The following is a 14,311-nucleotide window of genomic DNA, read 5'->3' as shown; positions in this document are numbered from 1 at the left end:
TTAGACTAATTTTTTAATTAGCTTGATTACAGTACAATTAATTAAATATGATAAACGCAATATTATTCAGCACTTCCGCTTAAAAATCCGCCACTTTGATGATTCCAAAGTTTAGCGTACAGACCATTGAGCTCTAGTAATTCGGCGTGCGTACCTTGTTCGACAATTTGTCCTTTATCAAGCACAATCAGGCGATCCATCGCTGCGATGGTGGATAAACGATGGGCAATGGCAATCACAGTTTTATTTTCCATCATCTTATCTAGACTTTCTTGTATTGCCACTTCCACTTCTGAATCCAATGCACTTGTGGCTTCATCTAACAATAGAATTGGTGCGTCTTTTAACATTACACGAGCAATGGCAATTCTCTGACGCTGACCACCAGAAAGTTTTACCCCGCGTTCTCCCACATGGGCATCATAGCCTTTTCTACCTTGAGAATCACTGAGAAATGGGATGAAATCAGCGGCTTCCGCTCGTTCAGCAGCTAAAACCATTTCTTCATCAGTAGCATTCGGGCGACCATAAATAATATTGTCACGTACAGAGCGATGTAGCAACGAAGTGTCTTGAGTGACTAAACCGATTTGGCGACGTAAGCTTTCTTGTTGCACATTGAGTACATTTTGTCCATCAATGGTAATTTCGCCTTGTTGTGCTTCATAAAAGCGAAGTAATAAGTTCACAATCGTAGATTTTCCTGCACCAGAACGACCGATTAACCCAACCTTTTCCCCTGGTTTGATAGTGAGATTGAAATGATTGAGTAATGGTTTTGTCGGATCGTAAGCAAAGGTAATATCGTTAAACTTAATTTCCCCTTGTTTCACTTGTAACGGTGACGCTTGTGGTTTGTCCACAATGGTGTGGGGTTTAGTTAAAGTATTCATTCCGTCGTTTACGGTTCCGATATTCTCAAACAAACGGGCAGATTCCCACATAATCCAGCGAGAAAGCCCATTTACGCGTAATGCCATGGCCGTTGCCGTTGCTATTGCACCCACGCCAACTTGACCATTTTTCCATAAAATAATACCAAGTATTGCAGTACTTAACGTAAGTAGAATATTTGTAGCGTAAGTGAGTGTATCTAGTGATGTTGCTAAGCGCATTTGGGCGTGTACTGTTACCATAAAATCTTGCATAGAACGCTTGGCATAAGTAGCTTCGCGTGAGCCGTGAGAAAATAATTTTACTGTAGCAATATTAGAATAAGCATCTGTAATGCGTCCTGTCATTAAAGAACGAGCATCAGCTTGTCGTTGTGCGGTTTTTGATAGTTTAGGAATTAGGGTTCGTAGGATCAAACCGAAGAGTATAATCCAAGTAATAAATGGTAATAAGAACCAAGAATCTAATGCCACTAGCACTACGCCAGAGGTAATAAAATATACCAATACATAAACGAACATATCTGCAAGTGTAAGTACTGTGTCACGTACTGCAAGGGCGGTTTGCATTACTTTTGCGGATACTCTACCTGCAAATTCGTCTTGATAAAAACTTAAACTTTGTCCAAGCATTAAACGATGGAAATTCCAACGTAATCGCATTGGAAATACGCCTTGTAAGGTTTGTAAATGCACGGCCGAAGCTAAAAATCCCCACACAATACTAATAAGTAATAGAGCAGCCATTCCAATTAATAAATGACTTTTTTCTTGCCATAATCTTTCAGGTGTAAATGTGCCTAACCAATCTACAAGCGTTCCCATAAATTGGAATAATACAGCTTCCATTACACCTGTACCTACGGTTAAAATTGCGAGCAAAAAAATCCAGCCTTTCATTCCTGTAATACTAGACCAAATAAAACGGAACAAACCTTTTTTAGGTGTTGTTGGATTGCTTTCTGGATAGGGATTCAAACGATTTTCAAACCACGAAAAAATTTTGTTAAACATATCTTTTCCTTAAAAAGAAAAGGCAACGCGGGTTGCCTTTTAGAAGTGCATATTATTATAGCACAAAAACAAATCAATTTATAGGCTGACAGATTTTCTGTATTGGCTTGGAGAAAGTTGGTAGTAATTTTTAAAAACTTTACAAAAATGCGCTTCTGATTGATACCCCACTTCTAAAGCAATGGCAAGCACAGATTGTTGTGATTGTTTTAATAAAAACGCCGCAGATTGTAACCGCACTTTCGTGAGAAAACGTCCTGGCGACATACCAAGTTGTTGTTGAAAAACACGAATAAAGTTTGCACGAGACATTGTTGCAAGTTCAGCTAATTGTTCAATATGCCAATCATTTTGAGGTTGTTGTAATATTGCTATCAGTGCAGTATTTAATCGCTTATCTTGTAAGGCGAATAAGATGCCTTGTTCAATTAAATTTTGTTGAATGGCGTGACGTAAAATATAAATTAAAAGTACATTTGAAAGTGCATCAACGACCGATTTCGTACCCGCATCATTTTTTTGTGCTTCTTGCAAAAAAAGCTGCACTAAAGGATGAATGGGCGTGTCGCATAAATTTATATGTAAATATTCAGGCATTGATGCCGTAAGAAGTGCATCTTGTTGATAATAAAAATTACCGCAGAACATTTTTAAATCTGGTGTACCTCGTCCAATCTGATGTAACTCAAATAATCCTTGATGACTTTTTTTTGTAGGAATATCTGCCCTTTTATTTACTGAATAATGCATAAAGTGCGGTTGATTTTGAGGAAGAAAAAAAATATCTCCCTCTTTTAAATGAAATTGTTTTTCATTTAGTGTAAGCTGGCACTCGCCTTGTTCAATAAGATGGAATATGCCTTTTCCTGCATCCTTTTCTTGATGAGATATTTGCCATTCGCCTTGAAATTCACAGCGAATATTAATTTCTCCACGCACTTGTGCTAAATGGGTAAGTTTATCTAAATAGTCCATAATGAGATGTTAGCGATAAAAATTGAGATAAATAAGCAAGTATCATAATCTAATCCGCCTATAATTTGCCACACCAGTTGGTTATTAATTCAATATATTTAGGAGAACATTATGTTTGCAGATTGGAAAGAACACACATCTCACGTTAAAAAATCATTTGGCGCATTGGGTAAACAACACCCTAAAATGTTACAAGCTTACCAAGCATTAGGCTCAGCCGCGGAAGAGGGCAATGTGCTTGACGCTAAAACTCGCGAACTTATCGCATTAGCAGTTGCTGTAACAACTCGTTGTGAAAGCTGCATTAGCGTACACGCAGAAGAAGCAGTAAAAGCTGGTGCAAGTGAAGCTGAGGTTGCTGCTGCATTAGCAACAGCTATCGCATTAAATGCAGGTGCAGCTTATACTTATTCTTTACGTGCATTAGAAGCATATAGCGTACAGAAAGGTTAATTACTCGTCATTCCATAAAGTTAAGTTGATTAAGAGAAAGGGAGCATTTTTTAATGCTCCCTTGTTTTGTTAAGGCTGTGTTTTAATAATACACCACTCTATTTTTCAAGCTATGTCTCTCCTAAAGGGAATAACTCCGTAAATTGTCCATTTTTCTGATGATCAGTAAAAAACGGCAAACCGATCAAACGATAATGCGGTGTATCTTTTTGCAGGATCTTATCCTTCCCATATTCCACTGTGATTGATTTTAAAAAAGCTTCTTTCCACCTATCAGTTTCCACTAAATGTTCGCCTTTGGGTTCAATGAAAATTTGGTAATGCAAAAAGTCGTTCACACCATTGGAAGAAGATTTTTGTTTATCTTTCAGCAATAAAACAAAGTCCGGCATAAATCCTTCACCATCGGCAAAGTTATTCAATTTAAACACTTCTTCATTGCGGATTAAATGAACGTCATATTTAGATTTCAAATCGCCCAAACGCTCTGAAATAAATTGAATTAACGCTTCTTCCAAACTCGTTCCAGCAAAATTATCCATCACATACCAATCATTTTGCATGGCAATAGCAGTTTTTACATCATCTTTTTTGACCCATTTTTGTTTTGGTGTGCCAAAAATTTCCCACAATTTTTTAGGCGTAAATTCTTTTGTACCGATAAATGGCATATCACTTTCATTGAGACGTTTTTCAACCATTTCCAAGATTTTTAGGCAGCCTGCAAGTTTGTCATCTGGGCTAATCTGTTTATCTTGCCCTAATCCCAAAAATTCAATTTGCCAATCTTTTAACAAGTTATTTTGCAATTCATTGCGATTTTGAATGTTGAGTTTGCTTTGCAAGCGATCGAAATGAAATAAAGATTGACTATTTTTTCCTTTGATATGCAAGGCTTTATTAAAAATGTGCCGCTCCATTTCACTCATTTTTATGGTTTGAGTAAAATTATTTTGTGTGCCGATTTGTCGGGCGGTTTCATCATTTTCATCGGCTGTAAATTGCGTTTCCTGCAACAATTGATTGCCGTGAATTTGGAATGAAAGCGTTTGCGGATTGGCTTTTAGGCTGTCTGCATTATTGGCTTTAGCATTGGGATTTTTTACTTTTTGATTTGCCCAAATCAATAGGTTTTTAAAAGTTTCATCATCTGCAAATTCAGATTTTAGTTTGAAGGTGGTTAAAACCTTGTCTTTATCGTTTTCGGGAATAAAGCCATCTTTGCGAAGTTCTGCTTTTAATTCTGAAATATAGCGAGATTGCTCATCGTGCGTGTAATAAAACAATTCTTCCAAAATACGCAATTCGTGTTGCATGTCATTGTCAAATTTGCGTTTATTCGGCTGTTTATCTTCAAACGCAAATGGAAAATAACGCACGCCACGACCAATCAACTGCTTTTCCGATACGGTGGCGGCAGCCGTTTTGCCTGATTTTTTATTTGAACCGCCGCCGTTTTGCCCTTCATATAAACGCACAATATCAAACAAATTCAGAACGTCCCAACCTTCGGTTAATCTGTCCACCGTAAAAATGGCACGGATCGGATTATCGGCCGCTTCCAAATTATTTAGCAATTTTTCGGTTTCGCTGTCGGTTTTTTCGGTTTTGGTTTTGTTGCTCTCGGAGTTGGTAATAATCACATTGTGTTTTTGATAATTTTGTTTTACCCAATCTGCCAAATGTGCAAACTCAACGCCTTTTTCCTGCATAAATTTTAGGGCTTGTTCAGTGCGGGTTTTGCCTTGTTCGTTGGCGTTATCGCTATCGCTATCGTTCAAGCTTGTTGAAAATGTAGTTAAAAACGAAAAATCAACCGCCTGCACATTTTCTGCCCAATTTAAAAATGCCAGATAATCCGCTTTTGATTCATCAATCGTCTTACTTCTAAACAACATCACAGGCTTGAAATTGGCAATGCCATATTTCAACGCAATTCGATGTCGATACCAAGCAAACAATAAAGCGTGTAACACTCGCTCTTTCTTACCCAGCGTACTGGATACCAAATTGATTTCTTTGGTATAACCTTTTTGCAAAAATTCTTTTAAGCCAAATTTTGTGATGATTTTATCAGCGTACTTTTGTTGCACGTCAGCATTTTCAGGCAGCGTGGCGGTAAATTCCAACAGCACATTTTGGCTATGATTGCCATTTTTATTGAGTAACAATTCCAAAACCATATGCTCCCAGCCTTTACGTTCAATTTCGGCATTGCTGGTGCGGTCGTTCATTTCCTTTTCTAAATCTAATTCGCCTTGTTTTTTGCCTTTGGTTTGCGCGTTTAAATGGTGCGCTTCATCACCCAGCATCACAAGGTTCAATTTGTGCAAATCCGCCAATGTGGTTTGATTTTCCCGCCGGGTGCGAATATCGTTATACAGCTTTTGAATGCTGGTAAATTTAATTTCAATGCCGTCTGAATGTGGGCTAAATGTCTCCACTTTGCGAATAGGAATTACCGTATCGCCCTGCAAAATCTTCTCGGTAAATAAAAATTTTGCGTGCGTCGGATCGGTAAAATTATTTTCCGTTTTATCCACGATATTGTTTTGATTCACAAAAAACAGAAAATGCCGATACCCTTTTTCAAAATAATACAAAATCAACGCTGCCATCATCATCGTTTTGCCTGCACCTGTTGCCATATTAAATAGCAAATGGGTAGGGCGGTTTTTGATATCGGGGAAGTCCTTTAATTTTGGAGTGCGGTCAAAAATTACAAAGTTTTCTAAAGCCGATTTCTGCCATTCAAAAAACGGATATTTCAAATTATTTGAAACAAATTCAGGCAGTGCGAAAAAATCTGTCTGTTCCATTTCTTCCAGCATTGATTTGCGGTCTTCCACCCAATCAAACAACGTTTTATTATTCGCCATCTTTTTTCTCCGCTTGATTTTTTACTGATTGATAGAACGCACGGCTTAACGCTTTATCGTCATCGTTTAAGCAACCTGCAAATTGTTCATCGTCCATTTCGGATAATGAAACATACATTTGATTTAAATCCAACATTTCAAGCATCATTTGTTTTTGTTCGTCAAGTGGTAAGGTTTGAAATTCAGGTTCTTCAATGATTTGACTAAATTCATTCACGCTTACATTGTATTTCAAGAAATAGCGTTCGCATAATTCATTAAACAGCGTTTTGATGTCGTTTGAATTTTCGCACGCCAAAATTTGTTGTTTTGCTGTTTCGTTAAATGGAGCAAGTTCGGCATAAACAAACTCGCCACCGCCTTGCCAATTCACGGCTTTGGAAATACCGCCTTGCTCGCCTTCAATCACTTTTTTCAAGCGTTCAACGGCAAGCGTTTCAATATAATCCATTTGTTCAATACCGATGTATTGGCGGTTCATTTTATGAGCGACGGCGGCGGTTGTGCCACTGCCTAAATGGTAGTCTAGGACGATGTCGTTTTCGTTGGTTGCTGTTTTAATAATTTGTGAAATTAAACGCTCTCCTTTTTTGCCATTTTTAAAATCTACGCTCCCTTCTTTTCCAACATTTCCCATATCAAGGTAAAAACCTTCCCACCAATTACCACGAATTTTACGAAGTCCCTCATCATTATTGTAATTATCAGTTTTTCCCCAAGAATCTTGTAGTCTTAATAATTGGCAAACTTTGCCATTTTTATCTAATGTAAGAATATATTTTCTTCCATTTCTCTCAACTTCTTTCCATTTGCTATTTTCTAATTCAACGGATAAATCAAATCCAGTAACTTTATCGCTTCTTACAATCTTGGAAAGATGTGTTTTCACAATCTCGGCAAATTCATTACTTTTCTTAAATGCTTCTTTTAAAGAAAGTGCGGTTGTATTTTTTAAATCTTTTGGAAATCTATAATCATATAATTCTTTAAGTTGCCCAATAGCCCCATCGTTTTTTAAATATAGCGAATAGTGTTCATCATATTCTGAACGCAAATCATACAAGGGATTTATTGCAATATTTTTATGTCCATTTTTTGAAAAAACTATAATATATTCAGCATTTTTAACAATATTTCCATCTTGTGCCGCTTTAACTTTCATTCCTTGCGTTGTGGACATTTGGCAATGAATGGTTGTAACAAAATTTTCACGACCAAAAACTTCGTCCATTAAAATTTTCAAATAGGCTTGTTCATTGTCATCACATTGAACAAAAATCACGCCATCATCAGCCAACAATGTTTTCGCAATTTCCAGCCGATTTTTCATAAAAGTGAGCCAAGTGGAATGATTAAATTTGTCGTTGTATTTGAAACCGTCATTGCCCGTGTTATATGGCGGATCAATATAAATCAGCTTGATTTTGCCTTTAAACTGCTTGGCAAGCGAATGCAGGGCTATCAGATTATTGCCTTTGATAATGAGATTTTCGGCTGGCGTGCCGTCAAAATGGCGTTTGATTTCGCCAACGGGTTGCTTGCCATCTGCGGTATAGCGAGAGAATTTTGAGAATGCTTTTGCGTCAAAAAGTCGGTCAATTTCATCAAAAGCAAGGGTTTGATTAAAAAAGATTTCTTGTCTTTTTCGGGTTAATTTAGTGTATAATTGGCTGGCTGGCTGGCTGGCTGGCTGGCTGGCTGTTATTGCGTTTAAAATAAATTTCTTCGCCTTCTTCGGTGCTTTGTCCGCCATTTAGCACACAATCTTTAAACGGAAAATCCAACACAATATCCGAACTGTCTTTCAAAAAGCGGTTGCCGTCCGTCAAGCCAATGCGATTGGCGTATTTTGTGTAGGAATTATTGATTCTGTGTTTGTCCAAGAAAAAACGAAAATCCTGCAATTTAAACACCAAAACACCATTCACTTCCACAAAAAAATGGCGTTTTAACTCATCATTCCCCAATAACAACCCGATAATAGTCGGGTCGGTTTTTTCTACCAAATCCAACAGAATGTTTTTGGCTAAAATGGTTTTTTCTTCGTTCGCCCATACTTTTTCGTGTGATAGTAGGGCTTGGGTTAATTCGGTTTGAATGTCTGTCTTCATCGTTATAAATCCTCATAAGTCATTATTTTAATGTGCTATTACAAAGGAATAGCAGAGTGTTTAGGTATATTTATCGACCGTACAGGTTTAATTACTCTCTTAACCTGTTTTCTTTGACTCACAGAAGTCAAAAAATTTTGTTTATGTGCATCAAATTTTAGTGAAAGCATTAACACAGTATTAAAACACAGCCTTTGTTAAACCAAATTAGCATTCTAAAACTGTTCTAGTGCTTTTTTCACTGGGGCAAAGCTACGACGATGTTGCGGTAACGCACCAAGTTCAGCTAATTTTTCCAAATGTAATTTGGTCGGATAGCCTTTATGCTGGGCAAAAGCGTATTCTGGATATTGCTTGTCTAATTCTTCCATTTCTTGGTCTCGTGCCACTTTCGCCAAAATAGAGGCTGCACTGATTTCTGCCACAAGGTTATCGCCTTTGACGACGGCTTGCGCTGGAATAGCTAAATCTTTTGGGATCTTATTGCCATCAACCAACACAAAGTGCGGTTGAATTTTTAAAGATTTTACTGCTCGAGTCATTGCCAGCAAGGAGGCTTGCAGGATATTTATCTCGTCAATTTCGTTAGCTTCAGCTCGACCTAATGCCCAAGCAAGGGCTTTTTCTTTGATTTCTTCAGCAAGGGCTAAACGTTTTTTCTCAGAAAGTTTTTTAGAATCAGCGAGTCCTTCAATTGGATTATTCGGATCCAAAATAACGGCAGCCGTGACAACAGCCCCAACTAAAGGGCCTCGCCCAACTTCATCAACACCAGCGATCAATTCATAGCCTTGTGGATATTCAAACATTTTCTGTTCCTTCTAATAAATCAATGACTGCTTGAGCCGCTTGCTTATCGGCATTGCATTGAATCTTTTGGTGTAAATCCGTGAAGTGCTGAATTAAAATATGGCGATTTTTTACCGCACTTTCATCATCAGAAAGATAAGCAGATAATTTTTCAGCGAGCAATTCTGGCGTGCATTCTTCTTGAATCATTTCAGGCACGAGCATTTCATTCGCAAGCAAATTTGGTAAAGAAATATAATCGGTTTTCACTAAACGTTTTGCTAAGAAATAGGTCAGTGGTTTCATTCGATAGCCTACCACCATTGGGGATTTACAAAGCATTGCTTCAAGTGCTGCTGTTCCTGAAGCAAGAAGTGTTGCATCAGCTGCAATCATTGCTTGTCGTGCATTGCCGTCAATTAAATGCAGGTCTAGATTTGGCGCAATTTTAGCTTTAATGGCTTCAAATTGAATTCGTCGTTTTTCGTTCACCAAAGGAACAAGGAATTGTAAATCAGGAAATTGTTCTTTTAACAATAAAGCTGTTTTTAAGAAAGGCTCAGCCAGAAATTCCACCTCTGAACCACGGCTTCCAACTAGGATAGCTAAATAGCGTTGTGCGGGATCAATCTGTAGCATTTGGCATGCTTCGGCACGGTTTGGTTTGAGCGGAATAGCATCTGCCATTGTGTGTCCAATAAAACGGCAAGGGACATTAAATTTATCGTAAAAGGCTTTCTCAAAAGGCAAAAAGGCAAGAACTTGATGGGTCGCTTTGGCAATTTTATGGATACGATTTTGACGCCATGCCCATACAGAGGGGCTCACGTAATGAATGGTTTTAATTCCGTTAGCTTTGAGCTTGAGTTCTACATCCAAATTAAAATCAGGCGCATCAATGCCGATGTAAACATCAGGTTTTTCTTGCAACATAGTTTGAATGACATTTTTACGAATTTTCAGCAAACGAGGAAGATGTTTCAAGATTTCAGCCAAACCCATAACAGAAAGCTCTTCCATATCGACGAGCGTTTTACAGCCTTCAGCCAACATTCTTGTGCCTGCAATACCAATAAAGCGCGCATTAGGATAATGTGCTTTGAGCTGGCGAATTAAACCAGCACCGAGAATATCACCAGATACTTCTCCTGCAACAAGAGCAATGGTTGGATTTGTTTTGTTCATCAAATTTATCCTAAAAAATAACCGCACTTTGGTGTGCAAAGTGCGGTTGAAAATGAAGAAGTTTTATTAACGAATAATTCCGCGAGTTGAACGTTTGAAAAATTCAACAAAAAAACTGATCGCTGAATCGGTTTCCGCAATTTGCTCAATTTCTGGTAACACTTCTTCAAGTGTTTTACCGCCACGATAGAGCATTTTATAAATGTTACGGATTGTGTGCATGGTTGGTTTATCAAAACCACGACGTTTCAAACCCTCTAAGTTTACGCCAAATGGACGGGCGTGGTTGCCTTGCGCCATAACATAAGGTGGTACATCTTGGCTTACCATAGAACCACCGCCTAACATAACGTGTGCACCAACAATCACAAATTGATGAATCGCTGACATACCGCCAACAATCACGAAATCATCTAATTCTACGTGACCTGCAAGCGTTGCATTGTTTGCCAGAATACAGTTATTTTTAATTTGGCAATCGTGTGCAACGTGAACATTCACCATTAATAAATTGTTATTGCCAATAGAGGTTACGCCACAGCCTTGAATCGTGCCACGATGAATTGTCACGTGTTCACGAATTCGGTTGCTATTACCAATAATGGTTTTTGTAGCTTCGCCTTTATATTTCAAATCTTGGTTTACTTCGCCAATGCTCGCAAATTGATAGATTTCGTTATCTTCGCCAATCACGGTATCGCCACGTACCACAACGTGAGATTTCAATACAGTGCGAGCTTTGATTTCAACACTGCCCTCAATAATACAGAAAGGCCCAATAAAAACGTCTTCGCCAATTACCGCCCCTTCTTCAACGAGGGCAGTTGGATGAATTTTTGCACTTGGGTGGATCATATTTACCCCTTAATTAACGACGAGCACACATTAGTTTTGCTTCACAAGCGATTTCGCCATTTACGGTAGCAACGCCAGTAAATGAAGTGATACCACGGCGTTCTTTAATCACTTGAACGTTTAATTCCATTTGATCTCCAGGTAACACCGGGCGTTTAAAGCGCGCTTCATCAATACCTGCAAAGTAGAATAGTTCGCCGCCTTTTAATTCGAGAGTTTTAAAGGCTAAAATGCCCATTGCTTGTGCCAAAGCTTCTAAAATTAAAACGCCCGGTAAAATGGGTTCGCCTGGGAAGTGACCTGTGAAACAAGGCTCATTCACGCTGATATTTTTAATCGCTTTTAACCATTCGCCTTCTTTAAAATCCAATACGCGATCCACTAACAAAAATGGGTAGCGATGTGGCAATAAAGTCATAATTTCTTTTGATTCGATCACTCTTGGTTGTTGTTCTGACACGTTGATACCTTACAAAAAATAAACAAATAAAATCTGTCGGATTATACGATATTTATAGCTAAAAATAAAACGTACTCAATATGCTCCGTGTTTAGGACGAATATCAATGGCTGGATCGTCATCTTTACGATATTTTTCATCAATTCGTTTTTGCAATCCAAAGTCATTTTTATCCGATTCGTTAGAAAATAAATCTTCTGTTTGCGTTAATTGAGGATTTTGAATTCCTATCCAATTTGCAATCCCTTCTAAGAAATTTAAACCTGATTTAAACACCTTATATTCTTTGCGTTCCATATCATCTGATGAAATTTTGAATAGCGGAATATTATGGTGCTCTCGGCTGAAACAGTTTTGATTGAACAAAAGTATATTGTTTTTTTCATCTTGTTGGTGGCACAAACCGTGATCTGAGAAATAAATCATTGAGAAAGTGCGGTGATTTTTCTTCGCATTTTCTTCAAGCTGATCATATACACGTTTTAAAAATTCATCGGTTTTCTTAATAGACGACACATAGCAATTTAAATAACCATATTTCGGATTAAGATCTTTATCATCAAAAATTTTTGGATAATCTTCGATACGATCGCAAGCCATTGGGTGTGAACCATAAATATGCAACACAATAAAACGTTTTCCTTGAACAGAATTTTCTAATACTTGGGCGAATTTGGGTAATAAATCAAAGTCACTAAAGTTAGTCGAATTAAAGCTTCCGCCTTTTTTCAAGAAAAAGGTTTCATCAGATTTTGAAGCGAGGGATGAAACGGGCGTATCGAATTTACCGAGCATACCTTGATTAGAAAGCCAATAAGTTTTCACGCCTGCAGATTTGATTAGATCCACTAAACTCAAGCTGTAATTTGGTTCCCATTTTTCTTTGTTAGGAAGGGTTAGCATTAGACGAAGTGAGGCGACGGTATTTGTTCCTGCTGAACGAAAACCATCAATCAACGTGCCTTTAGCGTTAGACATAAAGGGGGTGTTTTCTATTGGATAACCGTAGGCATGGTGGTAATCTTTCCGCGCACTTTCTCCGAGTACAATTACATAATCATCATAGCGTGAATTTTCTAATGTTGATTTTCCCCAGTTATCAGATTGAGAGATTTGTTTTAGTTTTTGTACTTCATCTACAATTTTTAATGTGGAACTTACCGTTTCTTTAATCGGTTCAGCAAGCGGCATGTTGTAAGCAAAAAGCAATGTCGCCAAGGCAATAAATGTTTTATTACGATAAAATTTTATGCCAAATTTCACCGCACTTTTGTACTGAAGAAAAATCAAAATAGGAATGGCGAAAGCAATTAAGTAACTACTCACTGGAATTTGCAATAGAAATTCCTTCGTTTCCAATATATCTGTTGCGAAAAGCGAGGCGATATATTGATAGCTTGGAGGGCCAAAATTTAGCCCCGTAGGTGTATAAAAAGCATGCAGTAACGTAAGAGGTAGCAAAATAAAATAGAAGGATTTTTTACTGCTGCTTAATAAGAGAATAGTTATTGTCGCAAGCAGAATAAGATCTACAGTTGGTTCTGTAAACATCCCAGAACCGATTAAAATAAAATAACCCGCGAATGCGGCACAAATCACCGCAAAAAGTGCGGGCAAAATTTGGCTTGTTTTTTTCGTGTTCATCATTGTCTTCCCTGAAAAGAAAATATCGCTATTATCCACCTTTCACTCAGAATTTCCATATTTAACTTCTTCACTCTTGAGCGGTTATTTTATAGAATAAGCCAATTTTTTTAAGCCAGAAGGAAAAAACAATGAGCCAACCAATTTATAAACGTATTTTATTGAAATTAAGCGGTGAAGCATTACAAGGAGAAGATGGTTTTGGTATCGATCCTGCGATTCTCGATCGTATGGCTGTTGAAATTAAAGAATTAGTGGAGATGGGTGTGGAAGTTGGCGTCGTTCTTGGTGGCGGCAACTTATTCCGTGGTGCAAAACTAGCAAAAGCGGGGATGAATCGCGTGGTGGGCGATCATATGGGAATGCTTGCTACGGTGATGAATGGTTTGGCAATGCGTGATTCTTTATTCCGTGCTGATGTGAACGCAAAATTAATGTCCGCTTTCCAATTAAATGGTATTTGCGATACTTATAACTGGTCTGAAGCAATCAAAATGTTACGCGAAAAACGCATAGTCATTTTCTCTGCGGGAACGGGAAATCCATTCTTTACCACTGATTCTACCGCTTGTTTGCGTGGTATTGAAATTGAAGCTGATGTTGTGTTGAAAGCGACTAAAGTTGATGGTGTGTATGATTGTGATCCAGCGAAAAATCCTGATGCAAAACTTTATAAAAATTTAACTTATGCAGAAGTGATCGATAAAGAATTAAAAGTGATGGACTTATCGGCGTTTACTTTAGCTCGCGATCATGGCATGCCGATTAGAGTGTTCAATATGGGTAAACCTGGGGCATTACGTCAAGTAGTGACTGGTACTGAAGAAGGCACCACTATTTGTTAGTGAATGTTGAAAAGAATAATATTAAAGAAAATACATAATTAAATTAAGGACTAAACTTTTAATTCATTGAGTTTAGTCTTTTTAATTTAAATAAAGCATTACGGCAGGAATGAAAGTTTTCGTAAATTCTGTTTAGTCTTCATAGTTGGATTATTTAGATATAAAAATCTGCACGCTAATAAGTGAGAAAGTTAATCAAACTTTTAGA

Annotated in this window: 12 protein-coding genes; 2 read left to right on the top strand and 10 right to left on the bottom strand. The window is 37.8% G+C overall.

Annotation, left to right across the window (positions count from 1 at the left end):
• Window positions 1-62: 62 nt before the first annotated feature.
• Together HMPREF2813_RS04035 and HMPREF2813_RS04030 are read right to left on the bottom strand one after the other, a co-directional pair.
• Complete coding sequence (locus tag HMPREF2813_RS04035; protein WP_011272359.1) at window positions 63-1,907, bottom strand: ABC transporter ATP-binding protein; 1,845 nt, start codon at window positions 1,905-1,907, stop codon at window positions 63-65.
• Between the two features lie 78 nt (window positions 1,908-1,985).
• Window positions 1,986-2,882: a cupin domain-containing protein gene (locus HMPREF2813_RS04030; RefSeq protein WP_011272360.1), complete on the bottom strand. Its 897-nt coding sequence runs from the start codon at window positions 2,880-2,882 to the stop codon at window positions 1,986-1,988.
• Window positions 2,883-2,993: 111 nt separating this feature from the next.
• Between HMPREF2813_RS04030 and HMPREF2813_RS04025 the strand changes: the two genes are divergently transcribed.
• Complete coding sequence (locus tag HMPREF2813_RS04025) at window positions 2,994-3,335, top strand: carboxymuconolactone decarboxylase family protein (protein WP_011272361.1); 342 nt, start codon at window positions 2,994-2,996, stop codon at window positions 3,333-3,335.
• Window positions 3,336-3,445: 110 nt separating this feature from the next.
• Here HMPREF2813_RS04025 and HMPREF2813_RS04020 read toward each other — a convergent pair whose 3' ends face one another.
• The 8 genes from HMPREF2813_RS04020 to HMPREF2813_RS03985 form a co-directional block, all read right to left on the bottom strand.
• Window positions 3,446-6,214, bottom strand: coding sequence for a DEAD/DEAH box helicase family protein (locus HMPREF2813_RS04020; protein ID WP_038441394.1), 2,769 nt, complete (start codon window positions 6,212-6,214; stop codon window positions 3,446-3,448).
• Window positions 6,204-7,967: a site-specific DNA-methyltransferase gene (locus HMPREF2813_RS04015; RefSeq protein ID WP_070646981.1), complete on the bottom strand. Its 1,764-nt coding sequence runs from the start codon at window positions 7,965-7,967 to the stop codon at window positions 6,204-6,206. Before HMPREF2813_RS04015 ends, HMPREF2813_RS04020 begins: the two co-directional genes overlap by 11 nt.
• A complete protein-coding gene (locus HMPREF2813_RS04010; RefSeq protein WP_070646979.1) occupies window positions 7,870-8,325 on the bottom strand; it encodes a site-specific DNA-methyltransferase in 456 nt (151 codons plus the stop codon). Before HMPREF2813_RS04010 ends, HMPREF2813_RS04015 begins: the two co-directional genes overlap by 98 nt.
• 215 nt (window positions 8,326-8,540) lie before the next feature.
• A complete protein-coding gene (gene rnhB / locus HMPREF2813_RS04005; protein ID WP_011272364.1) occupies window positions 8,541-9,134 on the bottom strand; it encodes a ribonuclease HII in 594 nt (197 codons plus the stop codon).
• Window positions 9,127-10,299: a lipid-A-disaccharide synthase gene (gene lpxB / locus HMPREF2813_RS04000; protein ID WP_011272365.1), complete on the bottom strand. Its 1,173-nt coding sequence runs from the start codon at window positions 10,297-10,299 to the stop codon at window positions 9,127-9,129. Before lpxB ends, rnhB begins: the two co-directional genes overlap by 8 nt.
• Before the next feature lie 66 nt (window positions 10,300-10,365).
• Window positions 10,366-11,154, bottom strand: a complete 789-nt coding sequence (lpxA, locus tag HMPREF2813_RS03995; RefSeq protein ID WP_011272366.1) for an acyl-ACP--UDP-N-acetylglucosamine O-acyltransferase — start codon at window positions 11,152-11,154, stop codon at window positions 10,366-10,368.
• Between the two features lie 13 nt (window positions 11,155-11,167).
• Entirely contained in the window at window positions 11,168-11,572 is a 405-nt protein-coding gene (fabZ, locus tag HMPREF2813_RS03990) for a 3-hydroxyacyl-ACP dehydratase FabZ (RefSeq protein ID WP_042599657.1), read from the bottom strand.
• A 117-nt stretch (window positions 11,573-11,689) separates the two neighbouring features.
• Window positions 11,690-13,258: a phosphoethanolamine transferase gene (locus HMPREF2813_RS03985; protein ID WP_038441387.1), complete on the bottom strand. Its 1,569-nt coding sequence runs from the start codon at window positions 13,256-13,258 to the stop codon at window positions 11,690-11,692.
• Between the two features lie 131 nt (window positions 13,259-13,389).
• On the opposite strand from HMPREF2813_RS03985, the gene pyrH reads away from it, so the two are divergent.
• On the top strand, window positions 13,390-14,103 hold the full coding sequence (pyrH, locus tag HMPREF2813_RS03980) for a UMP kinase (RefSeq protein ID WP_005662848.1): 714 nt from the start codon (window positions 13,390-13,392) through the stop codon (window positions 14,101-14,103).
• Window positions 14,104-14,311 lie beyond the last annotated feature (208 nt).

The organism is Haemophilus sp. HMSC066A11 (assembly GCF_001811665.1).
GTDB lineage: Bacteria > Pseudomonadota > Gammaproteobacteria > Enterobacterales > Pasteurellaceae > Haemophilus > Haemophilus influenzae.
The sequence above is the reverse complement of the archived record's forward strand: the minus strand, read 5'-3'. Positions and strand labels throughout refer to the sequence as shown.

Coding starts and splice junctions, on each gene's coding strand:
- HMPREF2813_RS03985 (WP_038441387.1), bottom strand. CDS start 13,258: ATGAACACGAAAAAAACAAGCCAAATTTTGCCCGCACTTTTTGCGGTG.
- HMPREF2813_RS04025 (WP_011272361.1), top strand. CDS start 2,994: ATGTTTGCAGATTGGAAAGAACACACATCTCACGTTAAAAAATCATTT.
- HMPREF2813_RS04035 (WP_011272359.1), bottom strand. CDS start 1,907: ATGTTTAACAAAATTTTTTCGTGGTTTGAAAATCGTTTGAATCCCTAT.
- lpxB (WP_011272365.1), bottom strand. CDS start 10,299: ATGAACAAAACAAATCCAACCATTGCTCTTGTTGCAGGAGAAGTATCT.
- HMPREF2813_RS04020 (WP_038441394.1), bottom strand. CDS start 6,214: ATGGCGAATAATAAAACGTTGTTTGATTGGGTGGAAGACCGCAAATCA.
- fabZ (WP_042599657.1), bottom strand. CDS start 11,572: ATGACTTTATTGCCACATCGCTACCCATTTTTGTTAGTGGATCGCGTA.
- HMPREF2813_RS04010 (WP_070646979.1), bottom strand. CDS start 8,325: ATGAAGACAGACATTCAAACCGAATTAACCCAAGCCCTACTATCACAC.
- rnhB (WP_011272364.1), bottom strand. CDS start 9,134: ATGTTTGAATATCCACAAGGCTATGAATTGATCGCTGGTGTTGATGAA.
- HMPREF2813_RS04015 (WP_070646981.1), bottom strand. CDS start 7,967: ATGGCGGACAAAGCACCGAAGAAGGCGAAGAAATTTATTTTAAACGCA.
- lpxA (WP_011272366.1), bottom strand. CDS start 11,154: ATGATCCACCCAAGTGCAAAAATTCATCCAACTGCCCTCGTTGAAGAA.
- pyrH (WP_005662848.1), top strand. CDS start 13,390: ATGAGCCAACCAATTTATAAACGTATTTTATTGAAATTAAGCGGTGAA.
- HMPREF2813_RS04030 (WP_011272360.1), bottom strand. CDS start 2,882: ATGGACTATTTAGATAAACTTACCCATTTAGCACAAGTGCGTGGAGAA.